This is a genomic window from Sphingomonas sp. (genome assembly GCF_039594485.1).
GTDB lineage: Bacteria > Pseudomonadota > Alphaproteobacteria > Sphingomonadales > Sphingomonadaceae > Sphingomonas.
Genome location: NZ_JBCNNI010000007.1, coordinates 110,860 through 128,013, shown reverse-complemented (window position 1 = coordinate 128,013; position 17,154 = coordinate 110,860). Strand labels below are relative to the sequence as shown.

Here is a 17,154-nt window from a genome sequence, read left to right as displayed (position 1 = left end):
GTTTCGTTACGCGTCCAACTCAACGTCCCAATAGAGCCAGTCGTGCCATGTTTCATGCAGATAATTGGGTGGGAAGCTGCGGCCATGTTCCTGTAAATGCCAGTTGGTCGGGCGGATCGGCTCGATATGCAGCGGCATTCCGGCCTGGCGCGGGGTGCGCCCGCCCTTCTTCAGGTTGCAGGGGGCGCAGGCGGTGACGACATTCTCCCAGGTCGTCCGCCCGCCTTGCGCGCGCGGGATGACATGGTCGAAGGTCAGGTCGCGGTGCGATCCGCAATATTGGCAGGAGAAGCGGTCGCGCAGGAACAGGTTGAAACGGGTGAAGGCCGGGAATTGGGACGGCTTCACGAACTGCTTCAACGCGATGACCGAGGGCAGCTTGACCTTGGCGGTCGGGCTGCGCACCTCGCGCTCATAATGGGCGACGATATCCACCCGGTCGAGGAACACGGCCTTCACCGCGGTCTGCCAGGGCCAGACCGACAGCGGATAATAGGACAGGGGCGTATAATCGGCGTTCAGCACGAGAGCCGGACAACTGTCCGGGTGACGGATCAGGTCGGGATGAAACACAGCTCCTCCCTTCGTGGTACGCTGGGCCTATTCGCGCAGCGGCGTGACATGGCTATGACACTGCGCGCTATGACAGCATGGGATCGGAATCGCGGTCAAGGGGGCGGGCGATGAGCCGAGTTGCCCCCGTGCCACGTCCCGTAACACGATTTGCCCCGAGTCCGACCGGGCGATTGCATCTGGGCCATGCCCTGTCGGCGGTGCGGGCGCATGATCTGGCGCGGGCAGGCGGTGGGCGATTCCTGCTCAGGGTGGAGGATATCGACGGCACGCGCAGTCGGCCCGAGCATGTCGAGACGATCCTTCGCGATCTCGAATGGCTGGGGCTGGAATGGGACGACCTGTCCTTCCAGTCGGAGCGGCTGGACCTTTATGCCGATGCGCAAAGGCGGCTCGCCGATCTCCTCTATCCCTGTTTCTGCACCCGTGCGGAGATCGCCGCCAGCCTGTCCGCGCCGCACGGCGCGGTGCCGGTCTATCCCGGCACCTGCCGCCATCTGTCGCCCGACAGGCGGGCGGCGCGGATGGGCGAGCCGCATGGCTGGCGGATCGACATGGCCCGAGCCGTGGAGCGGGCGGGGCCGCTGACCTGGCAGGATGAGCATGCAGGCACCGTCACCGCCGATACGCTCGCCCAGGGCGATGTGATCCTGGCGCGCAAGGATGCGCCCGCCAGCTATCATCTGGCGGTGACGGTGGACGATGCGGCGCAGGGCGTGACCGATGTGGTGCGCGGGGTCGACCTGTTCGAGGCGACCCATGTTCATCGGCTGCTGCAATCCCTGCTCGGGCTGCCGACGCCGCTTTATCACCACCACCCGCTGATCGTCGGGGCGGATGGGCAGCGTCTGGCCAAGCGGCACGGCGCGCCCGCGCTGGCGACGATGCGCGAGGAAGGGCTCGACGGGCGCGGGCTGGCGGATGCGCTGCGCCGCAATATGCTTCCCGCTGGATTTCGGCTGGGGGAGGCGTAAGCTTCCCCGCATGACCACCTTTCTCGTGATCCTGCTGATCGCCGCGATGCTCGCCACCGTCGTCGCGCTGGTGCGCGGCATCATCACCTTTCTGCAAGAGGCTTCGGCCGAGGTCCGAGGCGAGGGGCCGACCGCCTCGCAGCTCAAGTCCAACCGGATGATGCAGCAGCGCATCTTCTTCCAGGCGCTGGCGATCACCGTCGTCGTGCTGTTGCTCTTCCTGGCGGGGCGGACCTGATCCCTTGGTCAAGCTGACGAAGATCTACACCCGCACCGGCGATGCGGGCACGACGGGGCTGGTCGACGGATCGCGCCGGTCCAAGGCGGATGCGCGGATGGTCGCGATCGGCGAGGTGGACGAGGCGAACAGCGCGATCGGCGTCGCGCTGCTTTCGGTCGAGGGCGCGATCGCCGCGCAATTGACGCGGATCCAGAACGACCTGTTCGATCTGGGCGCGGACCTGGCGACACCCGGCGAAGTGGAGGGCGCGCTGCGCATCCTGCCCGAACAGGTCGCGCGCCTGGAGGCGGAGATCGATGCGATGAATGCGGGCCTGTCGCCGCTGACCAGCTTCATCCTGCCCGGTGGCACGTCGGCGGCGGCGCATCTCCACCTGGCGCGGGCGATCGCGCGGCGGGCGGAGCGGGCGGGCGTGGCATTGGCCGGGCATGAGGCGGTCAATGCGGCCGCGCTCGCCTATCTCAACCGATTGTCGGACTGGCTGTTCGTCGCCGCGCGGGTGGTGAACCAAAACGGCGCATCGGACGTTCTTTGGGTTCCAGGAGGGGTACGGTCGACACGGTAAAGGGCCGGTCGATGTTCCCCACAATCCGGGGAGCACCCGAATGCCAACCATCGTCCCGTCACCCGCGACGGCCACGACGCCTGCCGACGCGCTTGCATCCCGCTATCGCTCGGTTCGCGACCTGACCCAGTCGCTGGCCGAGCCCCTGTCGGATGCCGATGCCAGCGTCCAGTCCATGCCCGACGCATCGCCCGCCAAATGGCACATGGCGCATACGACCTGGTTCTTCGAAACCTTCGTGCTGCGCGACCATGTGCCGGGCTACGCGCTTCACGATTTGCGTTTCCCCTTCCTGTTCAACAGCTATTACGAGGCGGAGGGGAAGCGCCATGCGCGTCACCGCCGGGGGATGATCACCCGGCCGACGCTGGACGAGGTGCGGGCGTATCGCGCGCATGTCGATGCCGCCCTGCTGGCCGCCTTGCCCGATCTGCCCGCCGCCGCCCGCGAACTGGTCGCGCTGGGATGCCATCATGAGGAGCAGCATCAGGAACTGTTCGTAACAGACATCCTGCACCTGTTCTCCGAAAACCCGCTGGAGCCCGCGCTTTATCCGCCCGCGCCCAAGGCCCCGGTCATCATGCCCGACCCGATCGGCTGGATCGAGGGGAGGGCCGGGATCGCCCGGATCGGCCATGACGGACAGGGTTTCGCCTTTGATTGCGAAGGGCCGAGCCATGACGTGCTGCTCCACCCCCATGCCATCGCCGACCGGACGATCACCAATCGCGAATGGATGCAGTTCATCGCCGATGGCGGCTATCGCGATTCGCGTTTGTGGCTGTCGGACGGCTGGGCCTGGGTGAAGGCGGAAGGGATCGTCGCGCCGCTCTATTGGGAAGACCGCGATGGCGGCTGGACCCGGTTCGGGCTCGACGGACGGCGCGCGATCGATCCCGCCGCCCCGGTCACGCATGTCAGCTTCTACGAGGCGGATGCCTTTGCCACCTGGGCGGGCGCGCGGCTGCCCACCGAGATGGAATGGGAAGCCGCCGCCGCGTCGCATGACCCGGCGGGCGGCAACCAGATGGAGGCGGGCGGTGCGGTCGAGCCGCGTCCGTCGGGCGGTGGTCCGGCCTTTTTCGGCGATGTCTGGGAATGGACCGGCAGCGCCTATCGCCCCTATCCCGGCTTCCGCGCGGTCGAGGGCGCGGTCGGCGAATATAATGGCAAGTTCATGAACGGGCAGTTCGTCCTTCGCGGCGGCAGTTGCGCGACCCCGCGCGGCCATGCGCGCGCCAGCTACCGCAACTTCTTCTACCCCCATCAACGCTGGCAGTTCACCGGCGTCCGCCTGGCAAAGGACCTGTAACCCATGCTGAAGCCCGAGATCGAGGATGGCCAGATGTCGCTGACCGACCCCGCCTTCCGCGCCGATGTCCTTGCCGGACTGGAGCGTCGCCCCCGCGCCATTCCCGCCCGCTGGTTCTATGACCGCAAGGGGTCGGAGCTGTTCGAGGCGATCACCGACCTGCCCGAATATTATCCCACCCGCACCGAAACCGCGATCCTGGAGGGGATGTGCCCGGACCTTCTCGCGCATGTCGGCAAGGGGCGCGCGGTCGTCGAGTTCGGATCGGGGTCGTCGACGAAGACGCCGGTGCTGCTGCGCTGCGTCGCGCCGTCCGCCTATGTGCCGATCGACATTTCGGGCGACTTCCTGCGCGAATCCGCCCGCAACCTGCAACAGGCGTTCCCGGATCTGCCGATCCACCCGCTGGAGGGCGATTTCCTGCATCCGCTGACGCTGCCCGCGATGGTGGCGGACCTGCCGAAGCTGGGCTTCTTTCCCGGATCGACCATCGGCAACATGACGCCCGCCATGGCGACCGACCTGCTGCGCGCGATGCGCGGATCGCTGGGTGAGGGGGCGATGCTGCTGATCGGGATGGACCGCGCCAAGCCCAGCGACATCCTGGTTCCCGCCTATGACGATGCGCAAGGGGTGACGGCGGCCTTCAACCGCAACCTGCTCGACCGGATCAACCGCGAACTGGACGGCACCATTCCGGTGGACGCCTTCCGCCACCGCGCGGTGTGGAATGACGAGCGCTCGCGGATCGAGATGCACCTCGCCGCGACGCGGGACGTCGACTTCACCATCGAGGGGCGTCCCTTTGCCATGGTGGCGGGCGAGACGATCCATACCGAGAACAGCCACAAATATGGCCCGCGCGATGCCAAGATCCTGTTGCGCGCGGGCGGCTGGACCCCGGTGGCCCAATGGAGCGATCCCGACGAATTGTTCAGCGTCTATCTGGCCGAGGCGCAGCCGGCTCGCCTCGCGCCCTGAACGCGGCGCGGTTTCTCTTTCCCAGGTGCCCCGTGTCACTACGGGCCATTCGCCCCGATCGGTCCCCCTTGGGCCGGTCGGGGACTTTTTTGCGTCTTCTATCCCGATGGCGGGGCGTTCCCGCGCGAACCCCCTTCTTATCCGCGGCAAATCGGCTTATGCAGGGGCCATCCCCGGGGGAGCGCCGATCCGCGCTTGAGAGGGGGGCAGGAGCCCCCGACCCGCTGAACCTGATCCGGTTGACACCGGCGTAGGGAGGGAGCGGCCCCATCTCTCATGGTCCGTTTCCTCCGCATGGAGTGGACTATGGCAGATATCCCCGCAAAGGCTGAAATTGGCGTCACCACCGGCCCCATTCGTGGGTCGAAGAAGATTCATGTCGGCCCGCTGGACGTCGCGATGCGCGAAATCCATCTCGACCCGTCCTCGGGCGAGTCCCCCTTGCGCGTCTATGACACCAGCGGCCCCTATACTGACCCCGATGCCCGTATCGACATCATGGCGGGCCTGCCCCAGCGCCGCCGCGCCTGGATTGAGGCGCGCGGCGATGTCGAGGCCTATGACGGCCGCGAAATCCGCCCCGAGGATAATGGCCAGCTCGGCCCCGACCGTTCGGGCGGCGTGCCGCAATTCCCGCGCACCGGGCTCAACCGCCCCTTGCGCGCGCGGGCGGGCATGAACGTCAGCCAGATGCACTATGCCCGGCGTGGCATCATCACGCCCGAGATGGAATATGTCGCGACCCGAGAGAATCTGGGCCGCGAGATGCTGAAAGAATATGTCCGCGACGGCGAGAGCTTCGGCGCGGCGATCCCCGATTACGTGACCCCCGAATTCGTTCGCGACGAGGTGGCGCGCGGCCGGGCGATCATACCCAACAACATCAACCACCCCGAATCCGAGCCGATGGCGATCGGCCGCAATTTCCTGGTCAAGATCAACGCCAATATCGGCAATTCGGCGGTCGCCTCCAATGTCGCGTCCGAGGTCGACAAGCTGGTCTGGTCGATCCGCTGGGGCGCGGACACGGTCATGGACCTGTCGACGGGCCGCAACATCCATGACACGCGCGAATGGATCATCCGCAACTCGCCGGTGCCGATCGGCACGGTGCCCATCTATCAGGCGCTGGAAAAGGTCGGCGGCATCGCCGAGGAGCTGACCTGGGAAATCTTCCGCGACACGCTGATCGAACAGGCCGAGCAGGGCGTCGACTATTTCACCATCCATGCGGGCGTGCGCCTGCCCTACATCCCGATGACCGCCAAGCGGGTGACCGGCATCGTGTCGCGTGGCGGCTCGATCATGGCCAAGTGGTGCCTAGCGCATCACAAGGAGTCGTTCCTCTACGAACGCTTCGACGAGATCACCGAGATCATGAAGGCCTATGACATCGCCTATTCGCTGGGCGACGGCCTGCGTCCCGGTGCGATCGCCGACGCCAATGACGAGGCGCAGTTCGCCGAGCTCTATACGCTGGGCGAACTGACCAAGCGCGCCTGGGCGCAGGATGTGCAGGTCATGATCGAAGGCCCCGGCCATGTGCCGATGCACAAGATCAAGCAGAATATGGACAAGCAGCTGGAGGCGTGCGGCGAGGCACCTTTCTACACGCTCGGGCCGCTGACGACGGACATCGCGCCGGGCTACGACCATATCACCAGCGGCATCGGCGCGGCGATGATCGGGTGGTACGGCACGGCGATGCTCTGCTACGTCACGCCCAAGGAGCATCTGGGCCTGCCCGACCGCGACGATGTGAAGGTCGGCGTAGTGACCTATAAGCTCGCCGCCCATGCCGCCGACCTCGCCAAGGGGCATCCGGCGGCCAAGATGCGCGACGACGCGCTGAGCCGCGCCCGCTTCGAGTTCCGCTGGCGCGACCAGTTCAACCTGTCGCTCGACCCCGACACGGCGGAATCCTACCACGACCAGACGCTCCCGGCCGAAGGCGCCAAGACCGCGCATTTCTGTTCGATGTGCGGGCCGAAATTCTGCTCGATGAAGATCACGCAGGAGGTTCGGGAATTTGCTGCGTCTCGCGCAGCAAATAGCGACCTGCTGGGGGCAGGTCGCGATCCCGAACCTCGCGAATTCGCCGCCAAGCAGAACGCGCCGGTGGAAACCTTCGTCGCGGCGGAAGACGCCGAGGCGGGGATGCAGGAAATGAGCGAGAAATTCCGCGAGAAGGGCGGGGAGGTTTACCTGCCGGCGGAGTGATAACCGGCCAGCTTTACGCTGGCCGGTCTTACATCACTTCAGGCTAGGATCAGCATAGACCGCGAGCTGCCATTTTATGGGTTGGCTCGCGGCATGTTGATGATGGTTTTGGGGAGGGAAGGGGTCGCCTTTGTTCGACGCAATCTCGCGACCACAGCCTTGGCACCTATAAATTCCCGAATGTGGCACAGTGGCCCCGGGCCCATAGGTGAAGTCATAGGCGTCACTATTAGATTTTTGCAGGCAGTGATCGTATTTGTAATATGCCATTTCAGTCTCCGAATGTAACCGCTCCGGCACCAAGAGCGGGTTGCGTCGCAATCGGAGGCCCACTAAAGTCTCACGCGCTTGCTAGAGCATGAGGTGGGATGCCTGCCTCCAATCAGGGCCGTCGTTGGCGCGGCGGCCCTGATTTCGTTCGGCTGTCAAATCTACCGACACCTAATCCTCAGAGAGCATTGGCATTGGCGTCTCTAACGGCACAAATATGCCCCGCTGTGCGGGGGATCGTGCCCGCACCATCGTGCATCGAAGCCTAGCGTGGGCCATTCCCGCCGGTGCAGGAGAGGCTTGTGCTTCGACTATGCGAACTTTCCATAAAAAAAGATGACGGTCAACATAGAAGCATAGCGGTTCAGTAATTATGATTGGGCTATGAAAGCGCGGCGCATGGATTCGTTCCTCCATGCAAATGCGTCACGTTCTTCGGCTTCGATTGAGGATGCAGCACCTCATCAATCGAAGCCCACTCGCTGGCCGACACCAGCACGGCGCCTTCGCCCTGTTCAAGCGTGATCGCCAGTGGCGCGCGGTCGGCGACGACCTTGTCGATCATCGCCTCCAGATTTTCGGACGCTTCGGCGTAGGAGACCGCTTCCATGAGCGGAAGCTCTCCTACGTTATGCTGAACGTCAAGCGGCTCACCGCTTCCGCACGAACTCAGCGCGCAGAACCAGGCCCTTGATCCCGTCGAACTTGCAGTCGATTTCCTGCGCGTCGCCGGTCAGGCGGATCGACTTGATCAGCGTGCCGCGCTTCAGCGTCTGGCCTGCGCCCTTGACGGTCAGGTCCTTGATCAGCGTCACCTGATCGCCGTCACTCAGCACATTGCCGACCGAGTCGCGTACCACCACGGCGTCGTCGTCACCCGCCGCTCCGGCCTTTGCCGCCGCGTCGGCCGCGCTGATCCATTCGCCGGTCGCTTCGTCATAGACATAGTCTTCGTCGGCCATCGCCCTTGCCCCTTATCAGATCCATGGAATGGCGGGCCCTATGCGCGCTCGCGATAAATGATGCCAGTATGATTACAGATCAGGCCAGCGGCGGGAGTGCCCAGTCGATCGGCTCGCGGCCATGCTCGACCAGAAAGGCATTGGCGCGCGAAAACGGCTTGGAACCGAAGAAACCGCCCCGCGCCGACAGGGGCGAGGGGTGGACCGAGGTCAGGACGCAGTGACGCCCGGCCCCCATCTCGCGGACGAAGCCCGCCTTTTTCTGGGCATAGGCGCCCCACAGGATGAACACGACCGGCTCGGGCCTGGCCGCGACGGTGCGGATCACGGCGTCGGTGAACCGCTCCCACCCGCGCCCCTGGTGCGACGCGGCCTGCCCCATGCGCACGGTCAGCACGGAGTTGAGCAGCAGCACCCCCTGCCGCGCCCAATGGTCGAGCAGCCCGTGGGAGGGCGGGGCGATGCCCAGATCGTCGGCCATCTCCTTGTAGATATTGACCAGGCTGGGCGGCGGACGGACGCCGGGCTGGACCGAGAAGGCCAGGCCATGCGCCTGCCCCTCGCCATGATAGGGGTCCTGCCCCAGGATCACGACGCGCACCTGGGGCAGCGGGGTCAGGTCCAGCGCGCGGAACCACTCCTTGGGCCGGGGAAAGACCCGCTGGCCATTCGCCCGCTCCTCCGCAAGGAAGGTCTTGAGCGCCTTCATATAGGGCTCGTCGAACTCGCCGCGTAACGGGGACAGCCAGCTCTCGTGCAGGTGAATGTCGCTCATGCCTTTCTCATGCCGATCCGGTCATGGACGCGCAACCGGGATCGGCGCTAATCGTTGTGCAGCCGATACGGTCGCCATTTCGGCGTCCGGCGCGACCGATTTTGAGGAGCAAGCTCATGAAGCGTTCGACCATCGCTCTCGCCGTCCTGGTCACCGCATTGCCGCTGGCGGCCTGCGGTTCCTCGACCGAGGCCGGCAACAATAGCGCCGCGCAAGTGACGACGAACGGCACCGAGATGAGCGCCGATGCGCTGGGTGCCAAGGTGCGCGCCCTGCCCGAGGGGCAGCGTCGCGGCGTCCTGTTCCGGGCGATCCGCGATGCCGGGCCGAGCGGCGCGACCTGCCAGTCCGTCACCGCGATGAAGGAGATCGCGCCGGTCAACGGCAACCCGACCTGGAACGCGGTGTGCGATGGCACCACCCAGTGGACGATCGTGCTGACCGCCGACACCTCCGCCAGCGTGACCGGCCCCGGTCCGGTGACGATCAAGAACTGATGCGACGGATCCTCGGCCGCACCCCGCTAGACCGCGGGGCGGCCGAGCCGTTCCAGCGTCGCCGCGTCGGGCGTGCCGCCGAAAAACCGGTCCAGCCCCGCGCGGAACGGCGTGGGGTCGTCGGCCACCGCCGCGAACAGGCTCAGCGAGGAGTGCAGCTTCATGGCATCGACCGCCCCGAATATCGTCTCCGCCGATCCCGGCGCGGCGATCGCGGCGTCCACCGCCTGATGCAGGCGCGGGCCGAGCAGCGGATGCGCCAGATAGGCGCGCGCCTCCGCCGCATCGCCGATGGCGTAGAAGCGGGCGGTTTCGCTGCGGCCCAGCCCGGCGATCTGCGGAAAGACGAACCACATCCAATGGCTGCGCTTTCGGCCTGCGCGCAACTCCGCCATCGCGGCGGCCCAGACCGGCCCCTGGGCCTCGACAAAGCGGTCGAGCGCGGCATCATGGGGAATGGGGAGCGTCATGCCAGGGCAACCGGTCATGGTTGCGTTGCGTTCCCCATGCGAACAGAGAAACACATTGTCAGGAGAGTATGATGCGCCGTTTCGCCCTTCTCGCCCCCATCGCGCTGCTGGCGCTCGCGGCCTGCGGCGGCAAGGGCGAGGATATGGATTCGGACGTGGCACCGGGCAATTTCACCCCGCCCGGCACCGCGCGGCCGACGCCGATTGCCGGCGTGGCGCAGGTCAATCCGCTGACCGCCTATATCGGCCATTATCCGGGTGATGCGGTCGACGGCGTCTCCTTCTTCGACCGGACCGAGGTGGCGAGCGCGCTGCACGATGCGGTGGGGGATCAGAAGCTGGTGCAGCGGATCATGTCACGGGGCGCGGTGACGGTGCCGATCTTCGCCCGGGGCCGCAACGGGCTGGCTGCCCATGGCTGCACCCCCCATGACTGCGCGGACAATAACTGGACCTTCCTGATGGACCTGAAGACCGCCAAGGCGCAGGTCTGCTACCATGATCGCGACACGATGGGCGATCGCAGCCAATGGTATATGGGCGGCGCCCCCGTCACCCGCCCCGGCGAGTGCCCGCAGGAACCCCAGGACGCGACGGGCGTGTAGGACGCCCGCCGTGCCGGGGCCGGACATCAGAAGGTGTAGGCGATACCCAGCGCGCTCAGCCACTGGCTGCGCGATCCCGCCTGCGCCACGATCGGGCTGTCCCCGAAATCGCCGACCTCGCGGCCATAGGTCAGGCCGCCGACCAGCTTCCACCCCTTCAGCAGATTGCCGGTGATCGAATAGGTCGCCAGCCCGCCCACCGACCAGTCCTTCCACCCGGCGCGCGCATTATAGACGGGCAGGCCGCTCGCCGCGCTCTGGTCCGGGGTGATCGAGAAGTAACGGCGGGCATAGCCGCGTCCGGCGCGCTCGGCGGTGGCGAAAAGGCCGACCGCCGCCTTGGTCGACAAGGGCGTGAAGTAATTGACCGAAGGCTGCCAGATGCCGCTGTCATGCACGCCGGTCACGTCATGGCGATAGCTGAGCGAGACGGACAGCCGGTCATAGGGGCTGGTGACGACGCCGATCTTGCCGATGCCGACATAGCCGCCCAGCTCGACCGCCGCGCCGATCTTGCCCAATGCGCGGACACGGGGATCGTCGATCCGCGACGGCGCGGTGCGGTCGAGGTTGACGACTCCGATCGGCCCGGCCTGGATGTCCCAGTCGCGATTGGCCTTGTCGCCGATCAGGTCGACCGACAGGCGGTTGCCGATATAGGTGATGGTGTGCCCGTCGATATAGGCCAGCGCGGCGGGGGCGGGCGTGAGAGAATAGTCGTTCGACCCCTCATAATCGGGCAGATAGGCCGCGCCCAGACCGATGGTGATCGTATTCTTGCCCAACTGGCCCGCCATTTCGGCGGCGGCCGGGTTGCTGGAAACAGATGCGTCCTGCGCCTGGGCGGGCAGGGACAGGCAACAGACCCCCATGGCGATCAGCGGGGCGGCACCGCGAAAGGTGGAGCGCGAGAAAAGGCGCAAGACGGAAAACTCCCTGAATTCGGTTATCCGAAATGCAACGCTACGGTAACGATTTCGCTCCGGCCAATTGTGTCAGAAGATGTAGCGCATCCTGATCTGTTGTGTTTCGGCCACAGAATCGATGGTGAACCGCGCCGCCGAGAAACGCGGCGGGCCGAAATGGATCGCGGGATTGCGTGAAAAGCCGAAGCCTTCGCGCGGAATGCCCGCCAGCGTATCGAGCTTGGCGTTGCTGTTCTCGTCATGGATGACGGCGGCGGCATAGGCTCCGCGTGGCAGTCCGTCGAGATGGATGCCGCGCTGTCCGGCGGGCACGGAGCGGGTCAGCGCGCGGGCATCGTCGACACAGGCGGGGAAATTGTCCGGGTCGGCGGTCAGGCAGAGGCGGATCAGGCCCTTGGCCGAGCGCAACTTGTCAATCCCGATGTCCAGCTGGCTGACCGGCGCGGCGCTCATCAGCGGCAGGGCGGCCAGCAGCAGCCCCAATGCCGACATCCGCGACACGGCGCGCGGCGCGTGCATGGGCGCGTCCGAAATCGCCGAGTCCCCGGTCGGTCCCGCAGAGTCGATCCCAGAACCGGAAGTAGAGACCATAATTGCACCCATATTGCTCATGATGCCGTTGATGATGACTGGCCGTGATGAGCCACCCCCCCAGGTGCCCCTGCCACAGGAACCGGGGAAAGATTTCCCAGCCCATATGGTTGGTCACCCCCATAACGGTCATGATCGTCAGCACCAAGCCGAGTGCGACGACATGGATCGGAATCAGGAAGACGAGTAGCGGAATTACCACAGCGCCGGTGACCGCCTCGATCGGGTGGAACGCCATCGCGGCCCAGGCGGTGGGCGGGCGGCTGGCATGATGGACGGCATGGGCGGCCTTGAAGATGGCCGGCCGGTGCATCCAGCGATGCGTCCAGTAGAACCAGGTGTCGTGCGCGATCAGATAGAGCAGCACCGAGAGGGGCCAGTACCAGAGCGGATAGTCGTGGATATCGGCGTAGATCCGCGTCCAGCCGCGATTCTGCCATCCCCAGGCGACGATCCCGGCCGGAATGCCGTAAATGGCGGCGGAGGCGAGGCTCCAGGCGATTTCGCGCCGGATCTGCGGATCGAGCCCGACATAGAGGTCGGGATGCCGCGCCCTGGTCGCCAGCGCGAAAGCGCCCGAGGCGAGCAGATAGCGGACGCCGACGATCAGCGTCATGGCGATGGCGGACAGGATCAGGGCAAGCGTCACGCGGGGCAGTGTAAACCATCGGGGGCGGGGCTTGAACCGCGATCGTCTTTTATTCGCGCGGAGAGGGCCTGTCCTGTCTCGGCGTCCGGCATCCGATCGCCTTCTGCCCTCCCCCCGGTGCGAATGGAGGGCGGGTTATCCCCGATGAAAGATCTGCATCACCCGGTCATGATACACCCCCTCGACCGGCGCGCCATAGCCCAGCTTCTCCGCCAGCCGGATCGATGCGGTATTGGCCGGATCGATGATGCAGCAGGTCCGGCCCACGCCATGCCCGTCCGCCCATTCCAGCACCGCGCGCATCGCCTCCCCGGCATAGCCCTTGCCATGCGCCGCCGGAACCAGCGTCCAGCCCACCTCGGGCACGGTCAGCGGAGGGGTGATCGTGCGCTGCGACTCCAGCAATCCGATATCGCCCAGCACGGCGCCGCTGGCCCGGTCGCACACCACCCACGCGCCATAGCCGAACACCGTCCAGCAGCCGATCGAGCGGAGCAGGCGGATCCACACATCCTCGCGAGGGCGCGGCTTGCCGCCGATCATGCCATAGACCGCCGGATCGGCCCACATCGCCGCCAGCGCGTCGAGATCGTCGGGATGGTGCCCGCGCAGCGTCAGCCGCTCGGTCGTCAGGGTCGGCGTGGGGCTCGGAAAGATCATGGCGGGGGCGTTCCTACTTCGCTTCGCGGATCACCGCCAGAAACGCCTCGCCATAGGCGTCCAGCTTGCGCGCGCCGATGCCCGACAGCAGCGACAGGGCCGCCCGGCTGGTCGGCCGCTGCGCCGCCATGTCGCGCAGCACCGAGTCGTGGAAGATGACATAGGGCGGCACCCCGGCCTCCTGCGCCAGTTCGCGACGCTTGGCGCGCAGCGCCTCGAACAGCGGATTGTCGGCCGGATTGGCCGCTACGGGCGCGCTGCGACGGCCCTTGCGCTCGCGCTTGGGCGGCAGGACCAGCGACAGCCGCGCCTCGCCCTTGATCAGCGCGCGGGCGGCGGGGCCGAACTCCAGCCCGCCATGGGGATTGGTGCGCAGCGCGTCGCGCAGCAGCAGGGCGCGGTGGACGGGCTTCAACAGCGCCACCTCATCCCCGTCGACGATGTTCCAGACCGACAGCGCCTCATGCCCGTTCATCAGGCTGCGCTCGGTCGACTGGCCGGTCAGCACCTGCTCGATATAGCCCGCGCCGAACATCTGGCCGGTGCGGAACACCGCCGAGAGGAATTTCTGCGCGGTGGTCGTCGCGTCGACCGCGTCGGGGGAGCCCAGGCAATTGTCGCAATTGCCGCAATCCTCGGCCAGTTCCTCGCCGAAATGGCGCAGGAGGATGCGGCGGCGACACCCGCCCGTCTCGACCAGCGCGCCCAGTGCGGCGAGGCGTGCGCGCTCGCCGGGCTGGCGTTCGGGTTCGACCTCGGCGATGCGCTGGCGCGCGCGCGCGAAATCCTCCGCGCCCCAGAAGAGATGCGCGACCGACGGATCGCCGTCGCGGCCTGCGCGGCCCGTCTCCTGATAATAGGCCTCGATCGATTTCGGCAGGCCCGCATGGGCAACGAAGCGCACATCGGGTTTGTCGATGCCCATGCCGAAGGCGACGGTGGCGCAGATCACCATATCTTCGGAGGCGACGAAATCGGCCTGGTTCTTCGCGCGCACGGCGGGGTCGAGCCCGGCATGATAGGCGCGCACCGGGCGGCCCGTGCGGGCGAGCGCTTCGGCCAGCTTCTCGGTCGCGGCGCGCGTCTGGGCATAGACGATGCCGGGGCCGGGCGTGTCGGCGACCACCCGCGCGATCTGGAGGTTTACATTGGCCTTGGGGCTGATCGCATAGCGGATATTGGGCCGGTCGAAGCCCGAGACGATCATGCCCTCGACCGGGATGCCGAGCTGCTTGGCGATATCGGCGCGGGTATGCGCATCGGCGGTCGCGGTCAGCGCGAGCCGGGGCACCGCCGGGAACGCATCCATCAACGGTTCGAGCAGCCGGTAATCGGGGCGGAAGTCGTGGCCCCATTCGCTGACGCAGTGCGCCTCGTCGATCGCGAACAGGCTGAGCGGTGCGGAGGCGAGCAGCTCACGGAAATGCGCCGACGAGGCGCGTTCGGGCGCGACATAGAGCAGGTCGAGTTGCCCGTCACGGAACCGGGCGATGGTCTCGCCGCGATTCTGGTCGACGCTGGTCAGCGTGGCGGCACGGATGCCGACCGCCTCGGCCGCGCGCAACTGGTCGTGCATCAGCGCGATCAGCGGGCTGACCACGACGCAGCATCCCGTCATCATCACGGCGGGCAATTGGTAGCAGAGCGACTTGCCCGCGCCCGTCGGCATGACGGCCAGCGTGCGCTGTCGGTTCAGGACGCGGTCGACGACCTGTTCCTGTACGCCACGGAACTGGCTGTACCCGAAAACTTCGTGGAGCTTGGCAAGGGGGTCGGCGACCATCGGGGTGCATGTAGCGACCGGGCCGGGATGGGGAAAGGGCGGCGGCACCATTCCGTCGGCCGATCGGGCCAGCGCCTTCGGAAACATCCGCGACCTGCGGGGTTTTAATGCTCGATCATCCCTGAATCGCTTGAGGAGTTGTTTGATGAACACCGATACGATCAACGGCGCGGCCACGGATTTCGGCGGCAAGGTCAAGGAAGGCCTGGGCGTCGTGATGAACGACAAGACCATGCAGGCCGAGGGCCAGGGCGAGCAACTGGGTGGCAAGGCGCAGAAGGCGTTCGGCGATGCCAAGACCAGCATCGACCAGACGGTCCGCCCGCTGCTCGACCAGGCGCGCCAGTTCGTGAAGGACCGCCCCTTCGCTTCGGCGGCGCTGGGCGGCGTGCTGGGGCTCGCGGTGCTGAACACCTTGCGCGGCAGATAAGCGGCGATCCATGCTGAAAGGGGCGGTGCGGCAGGTCCGCGCCGCCCCTTTTGCCATTTGCGGGGCGGCTGGGCGTGCCGCGCGCCCAACCCCGCTTGCTCCGTCCCGCCCCATCGCCTAGCGCAGACACCATGAAGCGATTGGCCATTTACTGCGGGTCGGCGACCCCCTCGGACCCTATCTATATCGACACGGCGCGCGCGGTCGGGCGTGGGCTGGCGGAGCGGGGGATCGGCGTCGTCTATGGCGGCGGGCGGCTGGGCCTGATGGGTGCGGTCGCAGACGCGGCGCTGGCGGCGGGGGGCGAGGTGATCGGCATCATCCCGCAGGCACTGGTCGATGCGGAGGTCGCGCATCGCGGCCTGACCGAACTTCATGTCGTGCCCGGCATGCATGAGCGGAAAAAGGCGTTCACCGACCTGTCCGACGGCTTCATCACCATCGCGGGCGGCACCGGCACGATGGACGAGCTGTGGGAGGCGCTGAGCTGGGCGCAGCTTGGCTATCATGCCGATCCGGTCGGGCTGCTCAACACGGGCGGCTATTACGACCATCTCGTCGCCTTCTGGGAGAAGATGGGCGAGGTCGGCTTTCTGCGGCCACAGCATCGCGAACTGCTGATCGTCGATACGACGCTGGACGGCTTGCTGGCGAAGATGACGGCGCATGTCCCGACCCAGCCGATCGTGCGCATGAACGCGGCCGATCTGTGAGCGCCGCCGCCGCCCCGGCCGAGCGCGATGCGCTGGTGGCGGCGGCGCGGGCCTCGATCGCAAAGGGCTCGAAGAGCTTCGCCGCGGCCAGCCTGCTCTTCGAGCCGGAGACGCGGGCGCGTGCCTGGCTGCTCTATGCCTGGTGCCGCAGGTGCGACGACATCGCCGACGGGCAGGATCATGGCCATGGCATGACCCGCGTTGCCGATGCGCCCGCCCGGCTGGCCGAACTGACCGAGAAGACCGAGGCGGCGCTGGCGGGGCGGGTGGTCGGCGATCCGGCCTTCGACGCGCTGCGCGTGGTGGTGGCGGAGACGGGCATGCCGCATCGCTGGCCGCGCGACCTGATCGCCGGATTCGCGCTGGATGCCCAGGATTGGCGGCCGGAGACCGAAGATGACCTCTATCGTTACTGCTATCATGTCGCGGGCGTGGTCGGCTGCATGATGGCGGTGACGATGGGGGTGCCGCCCGATGATGAGGCGACGCTGGACCGGGCCTGCGACCTGGGCATGGCGTTCCAGCTCGCCAATATCGCGCGCGACATCGCCGAGGACGCGGAGGCGGGCCGGCATTATCTGCCGCGCCAGTGGCTCGCCTATAAGAGCATCGCGCCCGATGCGATCATGGCGCCCTCGCACCGGCCGGGGCTGAGCGCGCTGGCGCGACGGTTGACCGACCGGGCGGCGATGTTCGAGGCGAGCGCACGCATGGGGACGCCTGCTCTGTCCTATCGCTCGGCCTGGGCGGTGCTGTCGGCGGCGGCGATCTATGGCGCGATCGGGCGCAAGGTGGCGCAGCGCGGCAGGCGCGCCTGGGACAGCCGCGTGGGGACGAGCAAGCTGGAAAAGCTGGGCTTCATGACCCGTGCAGGTGTGCAGGCGGCACGGCGTGGCAGGATGACGATTACACCGCGCGACCCGACCCTGTGGACCCGGCCCCGCTAGATCACAGCCT

21 protein-coding genes and 1 riboswitch are annotated in these 17,154 nt (G+C 66.8%); of the genes, 11 read left to right on the top strand and 10 right to left on the bottom strand.

Translation table 11 applies throughout. The annotated features are described in order from the left end of the window. Positions 1-6 precede the first annotated feature (6 nt). The gene (locus ABDV78_RS04970) at positions 7-573 is read right to left on the bottom strand and encodes an HNH endonuclease (protein ID WP_343526155.1); all 567 of its coding nucleotides are present in this window, start codon (positions 571-573) and stop codon (positions 7-9) included. A 110-nt stretch (positions 574-683) separates the two neighbouring features. Here ABDV78_RS04970 and gluQRS point away from each other — a divergent pair, with 110 nt between their 5' ends. The 6 genes from gluQRS to thiC all read left to right on the top strand — a co-directional run bounded on the left by gluQRS (position 684) and on the right by thiC (position 6,866). Continuing rightward, entirely contained in the window at positions 684-1,547 is an 864-nt protein-coding gene (gene gluQRS / locus ABDV78_RS04965) for a tRNA glutamyl-Q(34) synthetase GluQRS (protein ID WP_343526154.1), read from the top strand. Positions 1,548-1,557: 10 nt separating this feature from the next. Then, positions 1,558-1,785, top strand: coding sequence for a twin transmembrane helix small protein (locus ABDV78_RS04960; protein ID WP_343526153.1), 228 nt, complete (start codon positions 1,558-1,560; stop codon positions 1,783-1,785). Positions 1,786-1,789: 4 nt separating this feature from the next. After that, positions 1,790-2,353 (top strand): cob(I)yrinic acid a,c-diamide adenosyltransferase, encoded by a 564-nt coding sequence (locus ABDV78_RS04955; RefSeq protein ID WP_343526152.1) that lies wholly within the window; start codon positions 1,790-1,792, stop codon positions 2,351-2,353. A gap of 40 nt (positions 2,354-2,393) precedes the next feature. Next, a complete protein-coding gene (gene egtB / locus ABDV78_RS04950; protein ID WP_343526151.1) occupies positions 2,394-3,665 on the top strand; it encodes an ergothioneine biosynthesis protein EgtB in 1,272 nt (423 codons plus the stop codon). Between the two features lie 3 nt (positions 3,666-3,668). Next, positions 3,669-4,646 carry an L-histidine N(alpha)-methyltransferase gene (gene egtD, locus ABDV78_RS04945; protein ID WP_343526150.1) on the top strand — a complete coding sequence of 326 codons (978 nt, stop codon included), beginning with the start codon at positions 3,669-3,671 and terminating at the stop codon, positions 4,644-4,646. 170 nt (positions 4,647-4,816) lie between these two features. Further along, positions 4,817-4,907, top strand: a riboswitch (TPP riboswitch). 45 nt (positions 4,908-4,952) lie between these two features. Next, on the top strand, positions 4,953-6,866 hold the full coding sequence (thiC, locus tag ABDV78_RS04940) for a phosphomethylpyrimidine synthase ThiC (RefSeq protein ID WP_343526149.1): 1,914 nt from the start codon (positions 4,953-4,955) through the stop codon (positions 6,864-6,866). A 652-nt stretch (positions 6,867-7,518) separates the two neighbouring features. On the opposite strand, the gene ABDV78_RS04935 is transcribed toward thiC, so the two are convergent. The 3 genes from ABDV78_RS04935 to ung all read right to left on the bottom strand — a co-directional run bounded on the left by ABDV78_RS04935 (position 7,519) and on the right by ung (position 8,873). Further along, positions 7,519-7,746: a type II toxin-antitoxin system prevent-host-death family antitoxin gene (locus tag ABDV78_RS04935; RefSeq protein ID WP_343526148.1), complete on the bottom strand. Its 228-nt coding sequence runs from the start codon at positions 7,744-7,746 to the stop codon at positions 7,519-7,521. Between the two features lie 40 nt (positions 7,747-7,786). Beyond that, positions 7,787-8,098, bottom strand: coding sequence for an alkylphosphonate utilization protein (locus tag ABDV78_RS04930; RefSeq protein WP_343526146.1), 312 nt, complete (start codon positions 8,096-8,098; stop codon positions 7,787-7,789). 79 nt (positions 8,099-8,177) lie between these two features. After that, positions 8,178-8,873 (bottom strand): uracil-DNA glycosylase, encoded by a 696-nt coding sequence (gene ung, locus ABDV78_RS04925; RefSeq protein WP_343526145.1) that lies wholly within the window; start codon positions 8,871-8,873, stop codon positions 8,178-8,180. A gap of 116 nt (positions 8,874-8,989) precedes the next feature. Between ung and ABDV78_RS04920 the strand changes: the two genes are divergently transcribed. Beyond that, complete coding sequence (locus tag ABDV78_RS04920) at positions 8,990-9,370, top strand: hypothetical protein (protein WP_343526143.1); 381 nt, start codon at positions 8,990-8,992, stop codon at positions 9,368-9,370. A 26-nt stretch (positions 9,371-9,396) separates the two neighbouring features. On the opposite strand, the gene ABDV78_RS04915 is transcribed toward ABDV78_RS04920, so the two are convergent. Beyond that, a complete protein-coding gene (locus ABDV78_RS04915) occupies positions 9,397-9,840 on the bottom strand; it encodes a DUF1810 domain-containing protein (protein ID WP_343526142.1) in 444 nt (147 codons plus the stop codon). Between the two features lie 68 nt (positions 9,841-9,908). On the opposite strand from ABDV78_RS04915, the gene ABDV78_RS04910 reads away from it, so the two are divergent. Then, positions 9,909-10,445, top strand: a complete 537-nt coding sequence (locus ABDV78_RS04910; protein ID WP_343526141.1) for a hypothetical protein — start codon at positions 9,909-9,911, stop codon at positions 10,443-10,445. 26 nt (positions 10,446-10,471) lie between these two features. On the opposite strand, the gene ABDV78_RS04905 is transcribed toward ABDV78_RS04910, so the two are convergent. The 5 genes from ABDV78_RS04905 to recQ all read right to left on the bottom strand — a co-directional run bounded on the left by ABDV78_RS04905 (position 10,472) and on the right by recQ (position 15,054). Then, positions 10,472-11,368 (bottom strand): MipA/OmpV family protein, encoded by an 897-nt coding sequence (locus ABDV78_RS04905; RefSeq protein WP_343526140.1) that lies wholly within the window; start codon positions 11,366-11,368, stop codon positions 10,472-10,474. Between the two features lie 72 nt (positions 11,369-11,440). Further along, positions 11,441-11,824: a DUF2141 domain-containing protein gene (locus ABDV78_RS04900; RefSeq protein WP_343526138.1), complete on the bottom strand. Its 384-nt coding sequence runs from the start codon at positions 11,822-11,824 to the stop codon at positions 11,441-11,443. Next, a complete protein-coding gene (locus tag ABDV78_RS04895) occupies positions 11,784-12,611 on the bottom strand; it encodes a sterol desaturase family protein (protein WP_343526136.1) in 828 nt (275 codons plus the stop codon). The genes ABDV78_RS04900 and ABDV78_RS04895 overlap by 41 nt, the downstream gene beginning before the upstream one ends. 135 nt (positions 12,612-12,746) lie before the next feature. Beyond that, a complete protein-coding gene (locus tag ABDV78_RS04890; protein WP_343526135.1) occupies positions 12,747-13,271 on the bottom strand; it encodes a GNAT family N-acetyltransferase in 525 nt (174 codons plus the stop codon). Positions 13,272-13,284: 13 nt separating this feature from the next. Beyond that, positions 13,285-15,054, bottom strand: a complete 1,770-nt coding sequence (recQ, locus tag ABDV78_RS04885) for a DNA helicase RecQ (RefSeq protein WP_343526134.1) — start codon at positions 15,052-15,054, stop codon at positions 13,285-13,287. A 145-nt stretch (positions 15,055-15,199) separates the two neighbouring features. Here recQ and ABDV78_RS04880 point away from each other — a divergent pair, with 145 nt between their 5' ends. From ABDV78_RS04880 to ABDV78_RS04870, 3 genes are all read left to right on the top strand, one after another. After that, positions 15,200-15,484 carry a CsbD family protein gene (locus ABDV78_RS04880; protein WP_343526133.1) on the top strand — a complete coding sequence of 95 codons (285 nt, stop codon included), beginning with the start codon at positions 15,200-15,202 and terminating at the stop codon, positions 15,482-15,484. 131 nt (positions 15,485-15,615) lie between these two features. Next, positions 15,616-16,197, top strand: a complete 582-nt coding sequence (locus ABDV78_RS04875) for a TIGR00730 family Rossman fold protein (RefSeq protein ID WP_343526132.1) — start codon at positions 15,616-15,618, stop codon at positions 16,195-16,197. After that, positions 16,194-17,144: a phytoene/squalene synthase family protein gene (locus tag ABDV78_RS04870; protein ID WP_343526130.1), complete on the top strand. Its 951-nt coding sequence runs from the start codon at positions 16,194-16,196 to the stop codon at positions 17,142-17,144. The genes ABDV78_RS04875 and ABDV78_RS04870 overlap by 4 nt, the downstream gene beginning before the upstream one ends. Positions 17,145-17,154: the final 10 nt, after the last annotated feature.

Bases quoted from the DNA above. Each gene is read 5' to 3' on its own strand.
- gluQRS (WP_343526154.1), top strand. From the start codon at position 684: ATGAGCCGAGTTGCCCCCGTGCCACGTCCCGTAACACGATTTGCCCCG.
- ABDV78_RS04960 (WP_343526153.1), top strand. From the start codon at position 1,558: ATGACCACCTTTCTCGTGATCCTGCTGATCGCCGCGATGCTCGCCACC.
- egtB (WP_343526151.1), top strand. From the start codon at position 2,394: ATGCCAACCATCGTCCCGTCACCCGCGACGGCCACGACGCCTGCCGAC.
- egtD (WP_343526150.1), top strand. From the start codon at position 3,669: ATGCTGAAGCCCGAGATCGAGGATGGCCAGATGTCGCTGACCGACCCC.
- thiC (WP_343526149.1), top strand. From the start codon at position 4,953: ATGGCAGATATCCCCGCAAAGGCTGAAATTGGCGTCACCACCGGCCCC.
- ABDV78_RS04935 (WP_343526148.1), bottom strand. From the start codon at position 7,746: ATGGAAGCGGTCTCCTACGCCGAAGCGTCCGAAAATCTGGAGGCGATG.
- ABDV78_RS04930 (WP_343526146.1), bottom strand. From the start codon at position 8,098: ATGGCCGACGAAGACTATGTCTATGACGAAGCGACCGGCGAATGGATC.
- ung (WP_343526145.1), bottom strand. From the start codon at position 8,873: ATGAGCGACATTCACCTGCACGAGAGCTGGCTGTCCCCGTTACGCGGC.
- ABDV78_RS04920 (WP_343526143.1), top strand. From the start codon at position 8,990: ATGAAGCGTTCGACCATCGCTCTCGCCGTCCTGGTCACCGCATTGCCG.
- ABDV78_RS04915 (WP_343526142.1), bottom strand. From the start codon at position 9,840: ATGACGCTCCCCATTCCCCATGATGCCGCGCTCGACCGCTTTGTCGAG.
- ABDV78_RS04910 (WP_343526141.1), top strand. From the start codon at position 9,909: ATGATGCGCCGTTTCGCCCTTCTCGCCCCCATCGCGCTGCTGGCGCTC.
- ABDV78_RS04900 (WP_343526138.1), bottom strand. From the start codon at position 11,824: ATGAGCGCCGCGCCGGTCAGCCAGCTGGACATCGGGATTGACAAGTTG.
- ABDV78_RS04890 (WP_343526135.1), bottom strand. From the start codon at position 13,271: ATGATCTTTCCGAGCCCCACGCCGACCCTGACGACCGAGCGGCTGACG.
- recQ (WP_343526134.1), bottom strand. From the start codon at position 15,054: ATGGTCGCCGACCCCCTTGCCAAGCTCCACGAAGTTTTCGGGTACAGC.
- ABDV78_RS04880 (WP_343526133.1), top strand. From the start codon at position 15,200: ATGAACACCGATACGATCAACGGCGCGGCCACGGATTTCGGCGGCAAG.
- ABDV78_RS04875 (WP_343526132.1), top strand. From the start codon at position 15,616: ATGAAGCGATTGGCCATTTACTGCGGGTCGGCGACCCCCTCGGACCCT.